Origin of the sequence: Acidovorax sp. SUPP1855 (assembly GCF_030158955.1) — a bacterium.
Classification (GTDB): domain Bacteria; phylum Pseudomonadota; class Gammaproteobacteria; order Burkholderiales; family Burkholderiaceae_C; genus Paracidovorax.
On the sequence record NZ_BQXI01000026.1, the window covers coordinates 44,892 to 64,962 of the forward strand.

Sequence of the window (20,071 nt, forward strand, 5' to 3'; positions counted from 1 at the left end):
AAGACTCCTCCAAATGACCGTCGATTCCTCCAAACGCAATTTCCTCACGACCGCGCTCGGCGTGGGCGCGGCTTCGGCCACGCTGACCGCCTTCCCTCCAGCCATCCGGCGTGCCCTGGCCATCGAAGCCCACAACGCCACCGGCACCATCCAGGACGTGCAGCACGTCGTCCTGCTGATGATGGAGAACCGCTCGTTCGATGGGTACTTCGGCACCTTCAAGGGCGTGCGCGGCTTCGGTGACCGCTTCCCGATCCCGACGCCCAACGGCCGCAACGTTTTCTACCAGACCTACACCAAGACGTCGCCGCCCAGCACCTATGTGCCCTATCGCCTGGACGAAGCCAAGGGCAACGCGCAGCGCGCCGGCAGCACGCCCCACACCTGGGTGGACTCGCAGGCGGCCTGGGACCACGGGCGCATGTCCCAATGGCCCGACGCGAAGCTGCCTCTGTCGATGGGCTATTACGAAACGGCGGAGGTGCCGTTCCAGCGCGCGCTGGCCGACGCCTTCACGCTGTGCGACCACTACCACTGCGGCATGCACACCGGCACCATCGCCAACCGGCTTTTCTACTGGACCGGCACCAACGGCCCGAACGGTGTCAGCCCCATCGACGGCTCCAAGGTCCGTGTCGCGGGCCTGAACAACCAGTTCAACGGCGGCAACGACATCGGTGCCTCCACCGATGGCTGGACCTGGACCACCTACGCCGACCGCCTGGAAAAAGCGGGCGTGAAATGGAAGGTCTACCAAAGCCTGATCGACAACTTCGGCTGCAACGAGATGATGGGCTTTCGCCACTGGCGCGCCGAGATCGAGAAGATGCCCGCGGACCGCAAGCCGATCTACGTCGCCAAGACCGACATCACGCAGCCGGTCGATCTGGCCGGACCGTTCTACAACGCCAGGATCGATGATCCGCTGAGCCCATTGGCCAAGGGCTTCGGCAACACCATGCCGCAGGGCTTTCTGGAGACGTTCCGCGAGGACATCCGCCAGGGCACGCTGCCTGCGGTGTCGTGGATCATTCCGCCTTCGGTCTACAGCGAGCACCCCGGGCCATCGAGTCCCGCGCAGGGCGGCTGGTACGTGCAGGAGGTGCTGGACGCGCTCACGGCCAACCCCGAGGTCTGGAGCAAGACCGTGCTGCTGATCAACTACGACGAGAACGACGGCTTCTTCGACCACCTGCCTTCGCCCGCCGCACCGTCGCGCAATCCCGATGGCAGCCTGGCTGGTGCCTGCACGCTGCCCGCTGCCGACGTGGCGGTGGAGTACCACGACTTCCAGCCCGCCACGCCGAGCCAGCCGGCGGCCGACGGCAAGCCCTACGGCCCGGGCCCGCGCGTGCCGATGTGGGTGGTGTCGCCCTGGAGCCGGGGCGGCTGGGTCAATTCGCAGGTGTTCGACCACACCTCCACCCTGCTGTTCCTGGAAAAGCGCTTCGGCGTGGCCGAGCCGCAGGTCAGTCCCTACCGCCGCGCGGTCTGCGGCGACCTGACGAGCTGCTTCAACTTCGTCAACCCCAACAACGAAACCTTGCCGACCCTCACGGGCCGCACCAACAAGGTCGCGGTGGACGCGCGGGTGGCAGCGCAGGCCCTGGCTGCCAAGCTGCCCCAGCCCACGGCCACGGCCGATGCCGCCCTGCCGGTGCAGGCCGAAGGCGTGCGGCCCTCGCGGGCGCTGCCCTATGAGCAGCACACCACGGCCCAGGCCAGCGCCGGTGCCGGCACGGTCACTTTGCTGTTCGCCCACACCGGTAAAACGGGCACCGCGGCGGCGGTGTTCCACGTGTACGACAAGAACCACCTCGACCGGATTCCGCGGCGCTACGTCGTGGAGGCCGGCAAGGCCCTGAGCGGCGTCTGGAACGCCGCGGCCGATGGCGGGCGGTACGACCTGTGGGTGCTCGGTCCCAACGGCTACCACCGCGAGTTCATCGGCGACCTGCAGCAGCAGGGTGCCACCGGTGGCCCCGAGGTGCAGGTCTGCTACGAGCTGTGCGAGCCGCCGCAGGTGCGGGTCAAGCTCTACAACCGCAGCAGCAGCGCAATGACGTTCTCCGCCGAGGCACGGGCCTATCGTGGCGACGGTCCCTGGACGCGCAGCGTGGCGCCCGGCGGCGTGGAGGAGCTCGCCTGGCCCCTGGGCGACAGCGGCAACTGGTATGACTTCGTGGTGCGCTGCAGTGCGGCGCCCACGTTCCAGCGCCGCTTCGCCGGCCGCATCGAGACCGGCAAGGACTCGGTGTCCGACCCTGCCATGGGCCACCCTGGCTGAGGTTGCAGGCGCACTGGCGAACTGTTCCGACACCTGGCCGCGCGGCCTTGGTGTGCAATGGGCGCCATGTCCCCATCGTTCCTCACGCCATGGATCGAGCGCGCGAAAGCGCTCGCCAGCCCGATCATGCCGCTGGTGCGGGCAGCCAATCTCTGGCTGGATGCGGACGGCCTGCGCATGAGCGCGGCGATGTCGTTCTACGGCCTGCTGAGCCTGGCGCCGGTGTTGCTCCTGCTGGTGGGCGTGCTGGGCTGGTGGATCGACAAGTCCTACCTGGAAAGCACCATGGTCAGCCAGGTGCGCGGCGTCATGGGCGACCGCGTGGCCGAAGTGGTGCAGCTGGCGCTGTCCAGCGCGCGGGCGCCGTCGGAAGGGCGGATCGCTTCCATCGTTGGCTTCGTGCTGCTGCTGTCCGGCGCCACGGGCGTGTTCGTGGAGCTGCAGTCGGCGCTGGAGCGGCTGTGGGCACGCGATTCGGTCCCGGTGCCGGAGCAGAAGGCGTGGTGGCGCATGGCTTCGCTGCGGGTGCGGGGGCTGGCCTATGTGCTGGCCATCGGTTTCCTGCTGCTGATCTCGCTGGTGGTGTCCACCGTGATCCACGTGGTGGCCACCTGGGCCAGCGCGCGGCTGCCCATGGCCACGGGCCCTCTGCTGCAGCTGGCGAACGAATTGGTCGCCTTCGGCATTGCCGTGCTGCTGTTCGTGGGGCTGATGCGCATCGGCGGCGGCCAGAAACCGCCGCTCATCTGCCTGGTGTTCGGGGCGGTGGTGGGCGCCATCCTCTTCACCGTGGGCAAGCAGCTGCTGGCGCTGTACCTGGCCACCGCGGCGGTGGTATCGGCGTATGGCGCTGCCGGCTCGCTGGTGGTGGTGCTGATGTGGATCTACTTTTCGTCGGCCGTGCTGCTGTTTTCGGCCAGTTGCGCGCGGGCCTTCCAGGAGGTGCGGGAGGAAAACCTGGAAGGGCCGCCGGCCCGGCATCGCTGAGGCGGCCGAGGGGCACTCGCAAACCAGGGCCGCCGTGTCAGGCCCGGGGCGGGGCGGCCTGCAGGTGCGTGCCCAGTTGCAGATAGCGTGCGAGCCGCAGGGCGTTCTCGGGCGCGTGGATCTTCATGGTGTTGTCGAAGAAGCAGAACACGTCGCGTTCGGTCCGACGCGGTGCGGTGTCCGGTGGCGCGGCCGTCTCCAGCCCCTTCGGTGCCTGGCCGTGGGCCCAGGCGCGGATGCGTTCGCCCCACTGCGCGATCTGCGCATCGCTGTAGCCGCTGGCATAGAGCTGCTGCGCGCCATGCAGACGCAGATAGAGGAAGTCCGCCGTCACATCGCCCAGTTCGGGCCATCGCCCGCCGGTATCGGCCACCACCAGGGCCACGCGGTGGCGCCGCAGCAGGTCGATGCACTCCGGCGTGCGGTAGCTGGCGTGCCGCACTTCCAGGGCATGGCGCAGGCGCCAGGGGCGGGACGGCTGAAGCAGCTCGCGGCCGTGCATGCGGTCCTCCCGCGCCTGCGCGAGCGTGGCGGCAGCGTCGGTATCGTGCGGCAGCAGGGCGAGAAAGTCCTCCAGCAGCGCCGCATCGAATGGCAGGCTCGGTGGCAATTGCCACAGGATGGGGCCGAGCTTGGCGCCCAGCGCGAACAACCCCGACGCCATGAAGTTGGCCACCGCCGCCCGCGCCTCGCGCAGCCGCAGGATGTGGGTGATGTAGCGCGGCGCCTTGACGGTGAACACGAAGCCCTCGGGCGTGTCCGCCGCCCACCGGGCGTAGCTGGACGGGCGCTGCAGCGCGTAGAACGAGCCGTTCAACTCGATCGCGGGAAACTGGTGCGATGCGAAAGCCAGTTCCTTCGCCTGGACCAGATCTTCTGGATAGAACGCGCCCCGCCAGGGCGCATAGCGCCAGCCGGACACCCCGATGCGGATCTGTGCAGCCATCTGCGTGCCTCCTCCCTTCACGCACGCCGGGTGGCATGCGTGGCGCCAGTGTGGTGTGTGGCCGACATTCCCGCCACATCCTGTCGGCGCGCCTGGTGGTAGGCGCATTCGCACAGACCCTTTAGGCAAACAGCTACTTACTTCGTTTACAGAACGCCCTGCTGTGTGAAGCGGACCCGCGTGTACCCTGCCTTCGAAACACCTGAAAAAGGAGAACACCATGGGTCTCATCGTCCGAAACAATCCCTCCCTCGCGCCGGCGCTCGGCGCCTCCGCAGCCCCCGCCGGGGGCGCATCCGTCAAATGGCTGTGGGCGGCCGTGGGTGCGCTGGGCGTGAGCGTGCTGGCATTGGGCGCCACCCTGGTCATGCAGCAGCGCGGCGGCAGCGCCCCCGCCGAATCCGCCGCGCAGGTCGCGCAACTGGCCCCCGGTGCCACGCGCACGCCCGAGGCCGAAGTCATCAATGAACGGGCGGGCGCCCAGCCCGCACGGCAGCCGCAGCCCCTGGCCCAGAACATCGTGAACCGGGCCCCGGCCTCGCCGCAGTACGGCAGCGGGTCGGGCGGTGGGTACGACGCCTCCGCGGACGCCGGCCGGCCGGTGGCCATGCCGGCCCAGGCGCCGGTGTGCAGCACCTGCGGCCGCATCGAGTCGGTGCAGACGGTGCAGCAGGCCGCTCCCGCGTCCGGCGTGGGTGCCGTGGCGGGTGGGGTGCTGGGGGCCGTCGTGGGCAACCAGGTGGGCAAGGGCTCGGGCCGCGCGGCGGCCACCGTGCTGGGCGCGGTGGGCGGCGGCTACCTGGGCCACACGGTGGAGCAGCGCACCCGCACCACCACGGCCTACCAGATGCGCGTGCGCATGGATGACGGCTCGGTGCGCACCTTCACGCGCTCGCAGCCGGTGGCCGAGGGCACGCCGGTGCGCGTGGAGGGCCGCAGCTTCCGCGTGGACAACCGGCCGCAGGGCCAGGCCGGTTACACGCAGGGCGCGCAGTCGATGCGCGTGGCCAACAACGGCTACTGATCGGCGGGGCCTGCGCAGGCCCCTTGCCCTCATTCACTGTCCCACGGGCGGCCTTGGCCGCCCGTTGCCATTGGGGGCGGCAGTTCCGGGGCCGCCGGCCACCGGGGCGGTATCTCGTGTTTTGTGCCTCCGGCACAATCAGTACTAGGGCATTGTGCTATTGATTTAATAGCAATTGAAGGGGTGGTTTTGTCCACGGGCCGGCACTGCGTGAGGCCGGTGCCTCGCGGGTAGGGTCGGCCTCTGCCATCCCGGGCCCGCCCGCGCCCGGCGCGTCACTTCATTTCTCGACGAACGCGCGTTCGATCACGAAGTCGCCGGGCTTCGTGGTGTTGCCTTCCTCGAAGTCGCGGTGCTCCAGGATGGCCTTGAGCGATGCCAGCATCTCGGGGCTGCCGCACAGCATGACGCGGTCCACCAGCGGGTCCAGCGGGGGCACGCCCAGGTCGGTGAAGAGCTTGCCGCTTTCGATCAGGTCGTTGATGCGGCCCTGGTTGCGGAACGGCTCGCGGGTCACCGTGGGGTAGTACTTGAGCTGCTTGGACACCGTCTCGCCCAGGAACTCGTGCTGCGGCAGCGTTTCGGTGATGAAGTCGTGGTAGGCCAGCTCCTTGACCTGGCGCACGCCGTGCACCAGCACCACTTCCTCGAACTTCTCATAGGTGTCCGGGTCGCGGATCACCGACAGGAAGGGCGCGAGGCCCGTGCCCGTGGAGATCAAATACAGGCGCTTGGCGGGCAGCAGATAGTCGATGAGCAGCGTGCCCGTGGGCTTTCTGCCCACCACGATGGAGTCGCCCACCTGGATGTTCTGCAGGCGCGAGGTCAGCGGGCCGTCCGGCACCTTGATCGACAGGAACTCCAGGTGCTCCTCGTAGTTGGCGCTGGCGATGCTGTAGGCCCGCAGCAGCGGCTTGTCGTTCACCTTGAGGCCGATCATGGTGAAGTGGCCGTTGGAGAACCGCAGCGCCGGGTCGCGCGTGGTGGTGAAGGAAAACAGGCGGTCGGTCCAGTGGTGGACGGAAAGGACTCGTTCTTCGTTGAATGCGCTCATGGAAATGGTGCAGATTGGGTGTGAGACGAAAGAAGCCTTCAGGGGCAGGGCCGGTGGCGGATGGGCGCATTGCGCGACCTGGGCTGCCCCCTGCCATGCGGGCAAACCCGCACATTGTCGGGCAAACCGGCCCCGCGGCCTTATGGCATCTGCGCATGTGCTTATGCCAGCCGGGCCCGGTGGGGGGCGGCGGGCGCCGGGACGCTTCCGCGATCGGTGGTGCCGGGCGCTTCAGGCGCTGTCGGCCGGGTCCACCGCGTAGCCGCGCAAGAACACGTCGATGGCCCGGCCGATGGCCTGGCGCATCTTCACCTTGGACAGGTTGTCCTCCAGGCCGAAGAGGCGCGGCGTGGCCGTCTCCGACTCCATCAGGGCCATGAAGTGGCGCGCCGCGGTCAGCGGATCGGCTTGCCGCAGCAGGCCTTTGCGCATCTGGGCTTCCAGGAACGAACCCAGGGCCTGAATGCCCTTGTGGGGGCCCAGTTCGAAGAAACGCTTGCCGATGTCGCTGCGGCCCGATTCGGCGACGAAGGCGCGCTTGGCCTGGATGGCCGGCTCGCTGCAGATCACGGCCAGCATCTTTTCGGCGAAGGTCTTCAGCGCGGTTTCCAGCTCGCTCTCGTCCTGCTCGAGCGCGAGAAAGAACAATTCGATGTGCTGCTTGGCCGCGCCGATGGCGACTTCCAGGAACAGCTCTTCCTTGGAACTGAAATACCCGTACAGCGTGGATTTGGAGCCCCCGACCCGGGCGGCGATCTCCGCCATCGACGCCCCCTCGAACCCCGACTCCGAAAAAACCTGGGAGGCAATTTCCACGATCGCGCCCCGCTTGGCTTCCGTCTTGACGCGCATCTACCGACTTCCGTTTTCTGTATTCATGCGTCCGAGTATTGATGGGCGAAGAATCGAAGTCAAATTTACTTTACCGTACAGTACGGTTTGTATATCATCGGCGCATTGTTCTTTGGAGATTGCCCATGCGACCCGTTCACCGCCCCTTGCTCACGCTGTCGGCCGCAGCTGCCATGGCCTGTCTGCTCGCCGCCTGCGGCAAGCCCCCGGGCGGCCCGCCGCCACCGCAAGGCACGCCCATCGTGGGCGTGATGACCGTGCAGCCGCAGGCCGTGGCGTTGAGCACCGAATTGCCCGGCCGCACCGTGCCCTACCAGGTTGCCGACGTGCGGCCCCAGGTGGGCGGCATCGTGAAGGCACGCAAGTTCCGCGAGGGCAGCGATGTGAAGGCCGGCGAGGCGCTCTACCAGATCGACCCCGCCACCTACCAGGCCACCTACGACAGCAACGTGGCCGCCCTGGCCAAGGCCCAGGCCAGCCTCAAGACCACCCGGCTCAAGGCCGACCGCTACAAGGAACTGGTGGCCATCCAGGCCGTGAGCCAGCAGGATTACGACGACGCGGCCGCATCGCTGGGCCAGGGCGAGGCCGACGTGGCATCGGCCCGGGCGAACGTGGAAACGAGCCGCATCAACCTGGCCTATGCGCGGGTCGATGCGCCCATCTCGGGCCGCATCGGCAAGTCCAGCGTCACGCCGGGCGCGCTGGTCACCGCCAGTCAGGCCACGGCGCTGGCGACCATCCAGCAACTGGACCCGATCTACGTGGACGTGACGCAGCCCAGCGCCGCGCTGCTGCGCCTCAAGCAGGCCCTGGCCCGCGGCGATCTGCAAAAGGCGGGTGCCAATGCCGCCAAGGTGCGGCTGATGCTGGAAGACGGCAGCGCCTACCCGCTGGAAGGCAGGCTGGAGTTCTCGGACGTCACCGTGGACCAGAGCACCGGCGCGATCACGCTGCGCGCCGTGTTCCCCAACCCGCGGGCCGATCTGCTGCCCGGCATGTACGTGCGCGCCGTGCTGCAGGAAGGGGTGAAGGAGCAGGGCCTGCTCGTGCCGCAGCAGGCCGTCACGCGCGACAGCACCGGCAAGCCGATGGCCTATGTGGTCGGCGCCGACAACAAGTTGCAGCGGCGGGCCCTGGAGACCGAGCGCACGGTGGGTGACCAGTGGCTGGTGCGCACCGGGCTGCAGGCCGGCGACCGGCTCGTGGTGGACGGACAGCAGCGGGCCGCGCCCGGCGCCCTGGTGAAGGCGCAGCCCTGGACACCCAAGGCCCCGGCCGCGCCCGTGGCGCAGGCCACCGCCCCCGAGGGTGCCGCCAACCCCGCGAACTGACGCGCGCGAAAGAACCCCATGGCACGCTTTTTCATCGACCGCCCCATCTTCGCGTGGGTCCTGGCCATCATCGTGATGCTGGCCGGTGCCCTCTCGATCTTCACCCTGCCGATTGCGCAGTACCCCAGCATCGCGCCGCCCGCCGTGGCGATCACGGCCAACTACCCCGGAGCCTCCGCCAAAACGCTGGAGGACAGCGTCACCCAGGTCATCGAGCAGAAGATGAAGGGGCTGGACCGGCTCAGCTACATGGCCTCGACCAGCGAGTCGTCCGGCCAGGTCACGATCACGCTCACGTTCGACAATGGCACCGACCCCGATACCGCCCAGGTGCAGGTGCAGAACAAGCTGTCGCTGGCCACACCGCTGCTGCCGCAAGAGGTGCAGCAGCAGGGCGTCACGGTCACCAAGTCGGCCACCAACTTCCTGAACGTGCTGGCCTTCACCTCCGAAGACGGCAGCATGAACGGCTCCGACCTGTCGGACTACGTGGCCGCCAACGTGCAGGACGCGATCAGCCGCGTGGAAGGCGTGGGCGACACGACCCTGTTCGGTTCGCAGTACGCCATGCGGGTCTGGCTCGATCCGGACAAGCTGGCCAACTTCGGCCTCACGCCGCTCGATGTGAAGACGGCCATCCAGGCGCAGAACGCGCAGGTCTCGGCCGGCCAGCTGGGCGCGCTGCCTGCGGCCGGCAACCAGCAGATCAACGCCACCATCACCGCGCAGACGCGCATGAAGACGGCGCCGGAGTTCGAGGAGATCCTGCTGCGCACCCTGACCAACGGCTCGCAGGTGCGGCTGCGCGATGTGGCGCGCATCGAGCTGGGCAGCGAAAACTACAGCACCGTCGGCCGCTACAACGGCAAGCCGGCCGCGGGCCTGGCGATCAAGCTGGCCACCGGCGCCAATGCCCTCGACACGGTCCGCGCGATTGACGCGCGGGTGGACGAACTGCAGAAGTTCTTTCCTCCCGGCATGAAGGTGCAAAAGCCCTACGACACCACGCCGTTCGTGCGCATCTCCATTGAGGAGGTGGTGCGGACCCTGGTCGAGGCCGTGGTGCTGGTGTTCCTGGTGATGTACCTGTTCCTGCAGAACTTCCGCGCCACGCTGATCCCCACCATTGCGGTGCCCGTGGTGCTGCTGGGCACCTTCGGCGTGCTCGCGGCGTTCGGCTTCACGATCAACACGCTGACCATGTTCGCGATGGTGCTGGCCATCGGGCTGCTGGTGGACGATGCCATCGTGGTGGTGGAGAACGTCGAGCGGGTGATGACCGAGGAGGGACTGTCGCCCAAAGAGGCCACGCGCAAGTCGATGGGCCAGATCACCGGAGCGCTCGTCGGCGTGGCCCTGGTGCTGGCCGCGGTGTTCGTGCCCATGGCGTTCTTCAGCGGTTCGACCGGGGTCATCTACCGCCAGTTTTCCATCACCATCGTCTCGGCGATGACGCTCTCGGTGCTGGTGGCGATGGTGCTGACGCCCGCCCTGTGCGCCACGCTGCTCAAGCCGGTGCCCAAGGGCCACGCCATGGCGACGACCGGCTTCTTCGGCGCATTCAACCGCGCCTTCGATCGCGGCAACCGCGGCTACCAGGGCATCGTGCGGCACATGCTGGGCAAGGGCTGGCGCTACATGGCGCTGTATGCGGTGTTGCTGGCGGCGGTGGTGTTCGGCTTCATGAAGCTGCCCGTGGGCTTCCTGCCCGACGAGGACCAGGGCACGATGTTCGTGCTGGTGCAACTGCCGCCCGGTGCCGCCAACGCGCGCACCGAAGAGGTCATCCACCAGGTGGAGAAGCATTTCCTGGAGGACCAGAAGGATGCGGTGGCGGGCGTGTTCTCGGTGTCCGGCTTCAGCTTCGCCGGCAGCGGCCAGAACACGGGGTTCGCCTTCGTCAAGCTCAAGCCCTGGGACGAGCGCAAGGGCGAGGCGCTGAGCGTGTCGGGCGTTTCGCAAAAGGCCGGCGCGTTCTTCGCGACGATCCGCGATGCGCAGGTGTTCGCCTTCGCGCCGCCTGCCGTGTCCGAACTGGGCAACGCCACCGGGTTCGACCTGATGCTGCAGGACCGCGCCAACCTGGGCCATGCCGCGCTGATGCAGGCGCGCAACCAGCTGCTGGGCGATCTGTCCAAGGACCCGCGCCTGGTGGCGGTGCGCCCCAACGGGCTGGAGGACACGCCGGAGTTCCGCCTGGAGATCGATCCGCACAAGGCCGGGGCGCTGGGGCTGTCGATGGCCGACATCAACAACACGTTCTCGGCCGCCTGGGGCAGCAGCTATGTCAACGATTTCATCGACAAGGGGCGCGTGAAGAAGGTGATGCTGCAGGCCGACGCGCCGTTTCGCATGCTGCCCGAGGACATCGACCGCTGGTATGTGCGCAACAGCGCCGGCACGATGGTGCCCTTCACCTCGTTCGCCAAGGCCAGCTGGGCATCGGGTTCGCCGCGGCTGGAGCGCTACAACGGCTTGCCCTCCATGGAAATCCTGGGCATGGCGATGCCGGGCGCGGCATCGAGCGGTGAGGCGTTGGCGATCGTCGAGGCGGCGGTGGCCAAGCTGCCGCCCGGCATCGGCTTCGAGTGGACCGGGCTGTCGCGCCAGGAGAAGGCCTCGACCGGCCAGACCGGCCTGCTCTATGCGCTGTCGATCCTGATCGTGTTCCTGTGCCTGGCGGCGCTCTATGAAAGCTGGGCGATTCCGTTCTCGGTGATCCTCGTGGTGCCGCTGGGCGTGTTCGGCGCGCTGCTCGGGGCCATGCTGACCTGGAAGATGAACGACGTGTACTTCCAGGTGGGCCTGCTCACCACCATCGGGCTGGCCTCCAAGAACGCCATCTTGATCGTGGAGTTCGCCAAAGAGCTGTACGAGAGCGGCAAAGGCCTGGTCGAGTCGGCGATGGAGGCGGTGCGCATGCGCCTTCGCCCCATCCTGATGACATCGCTGGCGTTCATCCTGGGGGTGCTGCCGCTGGTGCTGGGCAGTGGCGCCGGGGCGGGCGCGCAGCATGCGCTGGGCACGGCCGTGATCGGCGGCATGCTGTCCGGAACCGTCCTCGCGATCTTCTTCGTGCCGCTGTTCTTCGTGCTGATCGTGGGTCTGTTCCGGCGCAAGCCGGCCGCCCCGAACGCCCAGGCCGCGCACGGTGCGCTGCCACACCCTGCTTCGGAAGGTGCCTGACATGTCCCGCTTCCTCCTCGCTCCCCTGGCCCTGGCCGCGGCATCCCTGGCTGGCTGCAGCCTGATGCCGGCCTACGTGCAGCCCGCCGCGCCCGTGGCCGCCACCTTCGCCGGCGATGCCGGCACGCCCGCCGCGGTGCCGGTGGCCGACATCGGCTGGCGCGACGTGTTCACCGACCCCTCGCTGCAGCGCGTGATCGAGATGGCCATCGCCAACAACCGCGACCTGCGCGTGGCGGCGCTCAACATCGAGCGTGCGCGTGCGCAGTACCGCGTGCAGGACGCGGCGCTGTTCCCGACCGTCAACGCCAGCGGTGGCGGCAGCGGCAGCCGCACGCCGGCAGATCTGTCCGGCGCGGGCCGGCCCGTGGTGGCCCACAGCTACAGCGCCACCGTGGGCTTCAGCGCCTACGAACTGGACCTGTTCGGCCGCGTGCGCAGCCTGAATGCGCAGGCGCTGGAGCAGTTCTTCGCCACGGCGGAAGCCCGCCGCAGCACGCACATCAGCCTGGTGTCCGAAGTGGCTTCGGCCTACCTCACGCTGGCGGCCGACCAGGACCGGCTGCGCCTGGCGCAGGACACGCTTGCCAACCAGCGCAATGCCTTCGCGCTCAACCAGCGCAGCTTCGACCTGGGCGTGGCCTCGGCCCTCACGCTGCGGCAGGCGCAGACCAGCGTGGATTCGGCCCGGGTGGATGTGGAGCGCTACACCGCCCAGGTGGCGCAGGACCGCAATGCCCTGGTGCTGCTGGTGGGCGCCGACGTGCCGCCCGAGTGGCTGCCGCAGGCCCTGCCCAGCGATGCCAGCGCGGCATCGAACCCGCTGGCCCAGGTTCCGCCTGGGCTGCCATCGGACCTGCTGCAGCGCCGCCCGGACATCCTGCAGGCCGAGCGCACCTTGCGGGCCGCCAACGCCAGCATCGGTGCGGCCCGCGCCGCCTTCTACCCGCGCATCAGCCTGACAGCGTCGGCCGGTACCTCCAGCGCGGACCTGTCGGGCTTGTTCAAGGGCGGCTCGGGCAGCTGGACGTTCGCGCCGCAGATCTCGCTGCCGATCTTCGACGGCGGCGCCAACCAGGCCAATGTGGACATCGCCCGGACCGACCGCGACATCGACGTGGCCCAGTACGAGAAGGCGATCCAGACCGCGTTTCGCGAGGTGTCCGATGCGCTGGCCCAGCGCAGCACGCTGGGCCGCCAGCTGGAGGCCCAGCAGTCGCTGGTGGACGCCACGGCCGACAGCTACCGCCTGTCGGACGCGCGCTTCAAGCGTGGCGTGGACAGCTACCTGACCGTGCTGGACTCGCAGCGCTCGCTCTACACCGCGCAGCAGAACCTGATCGGCACGCGGCTGTCGCGCTACACCAACCTCGTCACGCTCTACAAGACGCTCGGTGGCGGGTGGGTGGAATCGACCGGAACGCCGGTGGCTGCCGTCGGCGCCGCGAAACCCTGATGCCGGCCGGGCACCTGACGGGGCCTGATCGCCTGCCACCGTGGCCAAGCACACCAAGACCGAAGCGGAGCTGACGCGGGCGCGCATCGTCAGCGCTGCGTTGCAGGCCTTCGCCCGGCATGGGGTGCAAGGCGCCGGGCTGGGCGAGGTGGCGCGGCAGGCGGGGGTGTCCCGCGGCGCGATCTACTGGCACTTCGCGGACAAGACCGCGCTGCTGCAGGACTTGCTCGGCCGCCTTCGGTGGCCGCTGGACATCGGTGCCCGCCTCGATGCCTACCAGAGCGCGGCGCAGCCCCTGTCGCTCCTGCACCGCTGCTTGGCCCACCAGATCGGCGAGTGCCGTGAAGACCCGGTGCAATGGCCGCTGGTGCAATGGGTGCTGCGCGAAGCCGGTGAGGCAGAGGGGTGGGACGGCCTGGGACTGCGCCCGGCGGTGGCCCAGGCGGCGGCCGTTCGCCACCTGGAGTCTGCGCTGGCCGTGGCGGCACGCCGGGGCCACCTGCGCGAGGGGCTGGAGCCGGCCCTGGCGGCGCGCTGTCTGCATGCCGTCGGACGCAGCGTGCTGGCCGAGCCGGTGGAGGAGACCGATCCGGCCGGGTACCGGCGGCATGTGGACGCCTGCCTTGGGTTCCTGATGGACGGCATGGCGCCGGGCAGGCCGCGCGCGCCTCTGGCCCCCAGCCCCTGATGCGGGTTCAGGCGAACGCATCGATGCGCGCCACGTGCGCCTCGATCACCTGCGCCATCCAGTCCATCACCACGCGCACGCGGCGGGGCAGGTGGCGGCGGTGGGCATAGAGCAGGGTCAAGGCCATGGGCGGGGCCGGGTGGTCGGGCAGCACCTGCACCAGCGTGCCGCGCTCCAGGTGCGCATGCACCCCGATCAGCGGCGCCTGCACGATGCCCAGCCCCGCCAGGCAGGCGGCCTGGTACGCCTCGGCCCCGTTGACGGTGATGGGGCCGGCCATCGGCTGGCGCACGGTTTCGCCCTCGCGCAGGTACTCGAACCCGCCGGACTTGGCGCCCAGCGTGGTGACGTAGTGGATCAGGTGGTGGTGCGCCAGGTCCTGCACGGATTGCGGCTGCCCGGCCCGCGCCACATAGCCCGGGCTGGCGCAATTGACCATGCGCAACTGCCCGAGCGGCCGCGCCACCAGGCCCGGCTCCGACACGGTGCCCACGCGCACCACGCAATCGAAGCCCTCGCGCACCAGGTCCACGCGGCGGTCGGTGCTGCTGATCTCGATCTCCAGGCGCGGGTGGCGCTGCAGCAGTTCGGGCAATTGCGGCAGGACCACGCGGCGCGCGATGCCGGTGGACATGTCGATGCGCACCCGCCCCCGCAGCGCTTCGCCCCCGGGCTGCTGGAACATGGACTGCAGCTCGTCCACATCGGCCAGCAGGTCCTTGCAGCGCTCGTAGTAGGCCTGGCCGTCCTGCGTGAGCTGCACCCGCCGCGTGGTCCGGTGCAGCAGCCGGGTGCCGAGCTGGCTTTCGAGTTGCTGAACGGCCACCGACGCGCCGGCTTTCGGGATGCCGAGCGCATCGGCGGCCTGGGTGAAGCTGGACAGCTCCGCCACGCGGACGAACACCAGCATGCGGTCGAGGGGGGTCATTGTCTTTCTGGAGTGAACAAACTGATCAATTTTTGCCGATTTATGGGAGGGTGGCTGCTCAATAGACTGCCAGGCATTCCGTTGCCATCCCATTGAAAGGCCTGCCATGACCGCTTCTCTTCCCTCCCCATCCTCCACCGCGTCCTCGCCGGAAGCCGGCGCGCTCATCGCCTTGGTCACCGGCGGCAGCCGGGGCCTGGGCCGCAATGCCGCGCTGCACATCGCCCGGCAGGGCATCGACGTGATCCTGACCTACCGCAGCCAGGCGGCCGAAGCCCAGGCCGCCGTGGCCGAGATCGAACGCCTGGGTCGGCGCGCCGTGGCCCTGCCGCTCGACGTCTCGCAGAGCGCCGGCTTCGCCGCGTTCGCGGCCCAGGTGCGCGAGGTGCTGTCCAGCCGCTGGCAACGCGAGCGCTTCGACTTCCTGGTGAACAACGCGGGCATCGGCATCCATGCCGGCTTCATGGAGACGACCGAGGCGCAGTTCGACCAGCTCGTCGACATCCATTTCAAGGGCGTGTTCTTCCTCACGCAAAAGCTGTTGCCGCTCATGAACGACGGGGGGCGCATCGTCAACGTGTCCACCGGCCTGGCCCGCTTCGCGCTGCCGGGGTTCGCGGCCTATGCGGCCATGAAGGGTGCCGTGGAAGTGCTGACGCGCTATCTGGCCAAGGAACTGGGCCCGCGCGGCATCGCCGTGAACGTGGTCGCCTCGGGTGCCATCGAGACGGACTTCGGCGGCGGTGCGGTGCGCGACAACGCGCAGATGAACGCCTTCATCGCGTCCCAGACCGCGCTGGGCCGGGTCGGCCAGCCGGACGACATCGGCGGCGTGATCGCCTCGCTGCTGCTGCCCGGCAGCCGCTGGGTCAACGCGCAGCGCATCGAGGCGTCCGGCGGCATGTTCCTGTAACCCTCAGGTCACGCCGCGCTGCGGTGCAGCACCCGCCGGTACTGCACGGCCTCGGCCACGTGCGCCGGGGCGATGGCCGCGCTGCCGGCCAAGTCCGCGATCGTGCGGGCCACCTTCAGCGCGCGGTGCGTGCTGCGCGCCGACCAGGCCAGCCGGGTCGCGGCGGCCTGCAGAAAGCGCGCGGCCGCGTCGTCCAGCGCCAGGTGGGTGTCGATCTGCTGGCCCTGCAGGGCCTGGTTGGGCAGGCCCTGGCGGTCGATGGCCCGTTGCCGGGCCTGCACCACGCGCTCGCGCACCGCCGCCGTGGCCTCGCCGGGCGGGGCCTGCAGCAACTCGCCCGGGGGCAGCGCGGGCACTTCCACATGCAGATCGATGCGGTCCAGCAGCGGGCCGCTGAGCTTGCCCTGGTAGCGTGCCACTTGGTCGGGCGTGCAGCGGCAGGTGCGCTGGCCGGAGCCGAGAAAGCCGCAAGGGCAGGGGTTCATCGCGGCCACCAGCTGGAAGCGGGCAGGGTATTCGGCCCGCTGTGCCGCACGGGCGATGGTGATGCGGCCGGTCTCCAGCGGCTCGCGCAGGGCTTCCAGCGCACTGCGGGCGTACTCCGGAAATTCATCGAGAAAAAGGACGCCATGGTGGGCGAGCGAGATCTCGCCGGGCCGTGGGGGTGAGCCGCCGCCGACCAGTGCAATCGCGCTGCAGGTGTGGTGCGGAGCGCTCGTATTTCTGTTGCCCCATCTTTCCGGGCCGAAGCGTCCTGCCAGACTGGCGATGGCCGCGCTCTCCAGCGCCTCGTCCACCGTCATCGGAGGCAGCAGCCCGGCAAAGCGGTGCGCCAGCATCGATTTGCCCGATCCTGGCGGGCCGACCAGCAGCAGACCGTGGCCGCCCGCGGCGGCGATCTCCAGCGCACGCTTGGCGGCGGCCTGGCCCTTCACGTCGGCCAGATCCGCCGGCGGCGCTGCCGATTGCAGCGGTGACGCCTGCAGCCGCACGAACCCCTCGCCGGCCGGCTCGGCGGGCGCGTGGGCGGAGACGGGCAGAAAGTGCTGCACCACGTCGAGCAGGTGGCGCGCCCGGTACACCTCGGTGCCGGGCACCAGGGCGGCTTCCTCCGCGCTGCCGGGCGGCAGCACCATGCGCACGGCTACGCCGGCCGAGCGCAGGGCCAGGCTGGTGGCGAGCGCGCCGCGCACGGGGCGCAGCTCGCCGGACAGCGACAGCTCTCCCGCGAATTCATGGCCCGCCAGGCGTGCGCTGTCGATCTGCCCGCTGGCCGCCAGAATCCCCAGTGCAATCGGCAAGTCGAACCGGCCGGAGTCCTTGGGCAGATCGGCCGGCGCGAGATTGACCGTGATTTTTTGGTTGTGCGGAAACTCCAGCCCGGCATTCTGCAGTGCCGAGCGCACGCGTTCCCGCGCCTCCTTCACTTCCACATCCGCCAAACCGACCAGCGTGAAGCTGGGCAATCCGTTGGCTAGATGCACTTCGACCGTCACGCACGGGGCCTGCAGTCCCAGCAATGCCCGGCTCTGCACCAAAGCAAGACCCATGGTTGATTTTCTCCCTCGTTGGAAAGCCGGCTGTTCGCCAGCGCCTGAATTTCGAAGGGCGAGGATATCGGCAATCGAGGCTCTCCTGGCACGGCAGCGGTGGCGAAAAAGTGCAGATGGCGTCCAGGCTGGCCGCGCCGGGGCGCGGGATCGCGCCATCGATCGGCCTCCGCGCGCCGCCGTTGCGGTCCTGTTTTGAATGACTTCGTTTGCCGGGGTTAATCAGAACCGGCAAAGCCGGGGGATTAATGCCATGAAAAAGTCGGACCCGAAAAGATAAACAGCGGTTTAATAATGTACAACTCCGTACTTTATTCGTTGCGAATATTATTTTCACTCGAGGCGTTAAATAAAATTTCCTTATGTTGCGTGGAAAATAAGCGTGGCGTGGAGGCCATTGATCGAATAACACGCAAGCAAATGAAACATAAAAACCCCATATTAAAAATGGCGGTGGTTTTTGATCTAGCCTAATACCGTGCTGCACTGCAACATCGAATCAACAACACGGAGGTTTCCATGGACCTGACCACGCGACTCATGCTTCAAAACCGTGCCTGGGCTGACGAAATGACGTCACGCGACCCGGCTTTTTTCGAAAACCTGGTGGCCGGCCAGCAGCCGCGCGTCTTCTGGATCGGGTGCGCCGACAGCCGCGTGCCCGCCGAGAGCATCACCAATGCCCTGCCGGGCGAGCTGTTCGTGCACCGCAGCGTGGCGAACCTGGTCCGTCCGGACGATCCCAACATCATGAGCGCGCTGCAATACGCCCTCGACGTGCTCCAGGTGCGGTACGTGATCGTCTGTGGCCATGAAGGGTGCGGCGGCGTCCGGGCCGCCCTGATGCCGGCCGACAGCGCGGTGCCGGCGCGCGGCGACTACCTGGCCGAGCACCTTCGCCCGCTGCGGGCCCTGTACCGCCGCCGTGCGGGCGAGATCGACGGCCAGACCGTCCCCGACCCGGACGATGCCGATGAAGTCGCGGCCCGGGTGGGCCGCTTCGTGGAGCTGAACGTGGCCGATCAGGTGCACACGCTGGCGGCCACGCCCCAGGTGCAGCGCGCCTGGCAGCGGGGGCAGTCCCTGCAGCTGCTGGGCTGGGTCTACGCCTTGCGCGATGGGCGCCTGCGCCAGGTGCTGGACCTCGATGCCAGCAGCATCCAGCTGGCCGCGGCGGCCTGACCCGAAGGAGTGCGCACCATGCAAACCACCCTTCGCAACCCGGGCGGCGCGTCGGCCGCCGGTCTTCTGTCCCACTGGCGCAGCGACATGCCGGCGGGCGTCGTCGTCTTCCTCGTGGCCTTGCCCTTGTGCCTGGGCATCGCATTGGCCAGCGGCGTGCCGCTGATGGCGGGGCTTGTCTCCGGCATCGTGGGCGGGCTGGTCGTGGCCTGGCTGTCGGGCTCCCAGCTCAGCGTGAGCGGGCCGGCGGCCGGCCTGGTCGTGATCGTCGTCGATGCGATCGCCAAGCTGGGGAGCTTCGAGGCGTTCCTCGTCGCCGTGATGGTGGCGGGCGCGCTGCAGTGGCTGTTCGGCCGCCTGCAGGCCGGCGACCTGGGCGCCTGCTTTCCCTCACCGGTCATCAAGGGCATGCTGGCCGCGATCGGGCTGATCCTCATCCTCAAGCAGCTTCCGGTGGCGTTCGGCTTCGTGTCGGGCGAGCAGGCCATGCGCCTGGTGCCCCGCACGATCGACGGCTTCGATGACCTGGGCCGGCTGGTCGGCGCCGTCACCGGCAGTGCGGTGATCATCGCCGCCGGTGCGCTGGCCATCCTGTTCGCCTGGGACTCCCCCTGGGCCAAGCGCCTGCCGCTGATCGGCCGGCTGCCCGGGCCGCTGCTGGCGGTGCTCTGGGGCATCGGGTACCAGGCCGTGGCCATGGCCACCGAGCCGTCCGTCGCGCTGCCCGACCACCAGCGCGTGGCCCTGCCCGAAGGCGACGGCCTGGCCGCGCTGTGGTCTCAGCTCGCCTCGCCCGACTGGTCGGCGCTGGCGCGGCCGGAGGTCTACACCATCGCCTTCACCCTCGCCGTCGTGGCCAGCCTGGAAACCCTGCTGAGCCTGGAGGCGGCAGACCGGCTCGATCCCCTCAAGCGCGTGGCGCCGCCCAACCGGGAGCTGCAGGCGCAAGGGGTAGGCAACATGCTGGCCGGCCTGCTGGGGGGGCTGCCGATCACGGCGGTGATCGTGCGCACCTCGGCCAATATCCAGTCCGGTGCGCGCACCCGGCTGTCGGCGGTGTTCCATGGCGTGCTGCTGCTGGCGAGCGTGCTGTTCCTGTCGGAGTTCCTGCAGTGGGTGCCGCTGGCCGCGCTGGCCGCCGTGCTGCTTCACACCGGCTTCAAGCTGGCCAAGCCGGCCATGATCGCGGCGGTCTGGCGCGAGGGCTGGTCGGCGTTCGTGCCGTTCGCGGTGACGGTGGGCGCGATCCTGGCGACCGACCTGCTCATCGGCATCCTCATCGGACTGGCCTGCAGCATGCTCTTCCTGATCCAGGCGAACACGCGCGGCGCGCTGACGATGATCTCCGAGGGCAACGTCCATCTGATCCGGCTCAGCAAGGATGTCTCGTTCTTCAGCAAGGCCACGCTGCGCAACCACCTGAACCGGGTGGAGCCGGGGCATTCGCTGGTCATCGACGGCTGCAACTGCGGCTTCATGGACCGCGACATCCGCGAAGCGCTGGATGATTTCATGGCCCATGCGCAGGAGCGCGGCATCCAGGTCGAACTGCGCTCCATGCCGCAGGCGGCGCCCCCCGCCCCGCCGGACGAGCCTCCGGCGCAGTGGCTCAAGGCCCGTTCGGCACGCTGAGGGCGGGAGCGCTTCCCCCCAAAACGGCGCGATCGGCCCCGGAGGGGCGGCG

The 20,071-nt window shown here is 68.9% G+C and carries 15 protein-coding genes; 10 read left to right on the forward strand and 5 right to left on the reverse strand.

The window, feature by feature from the left end; translation table 11 throughout:
* Window positions 1-13 precede the first annotated feature (13 nt).
* Both AVMA1855_RS19725 and AVMA1855_RS19730 read left to right on the forward strand, forming a co-directional pair.
* A complete protein-coding gene (locus tag AVMA1855_RS19725) occupies window positions 14-2,287 on the forward strand; it encodes a phosphocholine-specific phospholipase C (protein ID WP_284426992.1) in 2,274 nt (757 codons plus the stop codon).
* Window positions 2,288-2,353: 66 nt separating this feature from the next.
* The gene (locus AVMA1855_RS19730) at window positions 2,354-3,274 is read left to right on the forward strand and encodes a YihY/virulence factor BrkB family protein (RefSeq protein ID WP_502870353.1); all 921 of its coding nucleotides are present in this window, start codon (window positions 2,354-2,356) and stop codon (window positions 3,272-3,274) included.
* A gap of 37 nt (window positions 3,275-3,311) precedes the next feature.
* Here AVMA1855_RS19730 and AVMA1855_RS19735 read toward each other — a convergent pair whose 3' ends face one another.
* Window positions 3,312-4,220: a DUF72 domain-containing protein gene (locus tag AVMA1855_RS19735; RefSeq protein ID WP_284426993.1), complete on the reverse strand. Its 909-nt coding sequence runs from the start codon at window positions 4,218-4,220 to the stop codon at window positions 3,312-3,314.
* A 220-nt stretch (window positions 4,221-4,440) separates the two neighbouring features.
* Here AVMA1855_RS19735 and AVMA1855_RS19740 point away from each other — a divergent pair, with 220 nt between their 5' ends.
* Complete coding sequence (locus AVMA1855_RS19740; RefSeq protein ID WP_284394671.1) at window positions 4,441-5,244, forward strand: outer membrane lipoprotein; 804 nt, start codon at window positions 4,441-4,443, stop codon at window positions 5,242-5,244.
* 280 nt (window positions 5,245-5,524) lie between these two features.
* Here AVMA1855_RS19740 and AVMA1855_RS19745 read toward each other — a convergent pair whose 3' ends face one another.
* Window positions 5,525-6,298, reverse strand: coding sequence for a ferredoxin--NADP reductase (locus tag AVMA1855_RS19745; protein WP_272549805.1), 774 nt, complete (start codon window positions 6,296-6,298; stop codon window positions 5,525-5,527).
* A 231-nt stretch (window positions 6,299-6,529) separates the two neighbouring features.
* Window positions 6,530-7,150: a TetR/AcrR family transcriptional regulator gene (locus AVMA1855_RS19750; RefSeq protein WP_284426994.1), complete on the reverse strand. Its 621-nt coding sequence runs from the start codon at window positions 7,148-7,150 to the stop codon at window positions 6,530-6,532.
* A gap of 125 nt (window positions 7,151-7,275) precedes the next feature.
* On the opposite strand from AVMA1855_RS19750, the gene AVMA1855_RS19755 reads away from it, so the two are divergent.
* The 4 genes from AVMA1855_RS19755 to AVMA1855_RS19770 are packed head-to-tail and all read left to right on the forward strand — an operon-like array spanning window position 7,276 to window position 13,814.
* On the forward strand, window positions 7,276-8,484 hold the full coding sequence (locus AVMA1855_RS19755) for an efflux RND transporter periplasmic adaptor subunit (protein ID WP_284426995.1): 1,209 nt from the start codon (window positions 7,276-7,278) through the stop codon (window positions 8,482-8,484).
* 18 nt (window positions 8,485-8,502) lie between these two features.
* Window positions 8,503-11,670 (forward strand): efflux RND transporter permease subunit, encoded by a 3,168-nt coding sequence (locus AVMA1855_RS19760; RefSeq protein ID WP_284426996.1) that lies wholly within the window; start codon window positions 8,503-8,505, stop codon window positions 11,668-11,670.
* A gap of 1 nt (window position 11,671) precedes the next feature.
* Window positions 11,672-13,126: an AdeC/AdeK/OprM family multidrug efflux complex outer membrane factor gene (gene adeC / locus AVMA1855_RS19765; RefSeq protein WP_284426997.1), complete on the forward strand. Its 1,455-nt coding sequence runs from the start codon at window positions 11,672-11,674 to the stop codon at window positions 13,124-13,126.
* A gap of 40 nt (window positions 13,127-13,166) precedes the next feature.
* The gene (locus AVMA1855_RS19770; RefSeq protein WP_284426998.1) at window positions 13,167-13,814 is read left to right on the forward strand and encodes a TetR family transcriptional regulator; all 648 of its coding nucleotides are present in this window, start codon (window positions 13,167-13,169) and stop codon (window positions 13,812-13,814) included.
* A gap of 7 nt (window positions 13,815-13,821) precedes the next feature.
* On the opposite strand, the gene AVMA1855_RS19775 is transcribed toward AVMA1855_RS19770, so the two are convergent.
* Entirely contained in the window at window positions 13,822-14,742 is a 921-nt protein-coding gene (locus AVMA1855_RS19775; RefSeq protein WP_284426999.1) for a LysR family transcriptional regulator, read from the reverse strand.
* Window positions 14,743-14,848: 106 nt separating this feature from the next.
* On the opposite strand from AVMA1855_RS19775, the gene AVMA1855_RS19780 reads away from it, so the two are divergent.
* The gene (locus AVMA1855_RS19780) at window positions 14,849-15,655 is read left to right on the forward strand and encodes an SDR family NAD(P)-dependent oxidoreductase (RefSeq protein WP_284427000.1); all 807 of its coding nucleotides are present in this window, start codon (window positions 14,849-14,851) and stop codon (window positions 15,653-15,655) included.
* Between the two features lie 8 nt (window positions 15,656-15,663).
* Here the strand turns inward: AVMA1855_RS19780 and AVMA1855_RS19785 are convergent, their stop codons facing one another.
* A complete protein-coding gene (locus tag AVMA1855_RS19785; protein WP_284427001.1) occupies window positions 15,664-17,205 on the reverse strand; it encodes a YifB family Mg chelatase-like AAA ATPase in 1,542 nt (513 codons plus the stop codon).
* Between the two features lie 519 nt (window positions 17,206-17,724).
* On the opposite strand from AVMA1855_RS19785, the gene AVMA1855_RS19790 reads away from it, so the two are divergent.
* Together AVMA1855_RS19790 and AVMA1855_RS19795 are read left to right on the forward strand one after the other, a co-directional pair.
* Window positions 17,725-18,387: a carbonic anhydrase gene (locus AVMA1855_RS19790; RefSeq protein ID WP_284427002.1), complete on the forward strand. Its 663-nt coding sequence runs from the start codon at window positions 17,725-17,727 to the stop codon at window positions 18,385-18,387.
* An 18-nt stretch (window positions 18,388-18,405) separates the two neighbouring features.
* Window positions 18,406-20,019, forward strand: coding sequence for a SulP family inorganic anion transporter (locus tag AVMA1855_RS19795; RefSeq protein WP_284427003.1), 1,614 nt, complete (start codon window positions 18,406-18,408; stop codon window positions 20,017-20,019).
* Window positions 20,020-20,071: the final 52 nt, after the last annotated feature.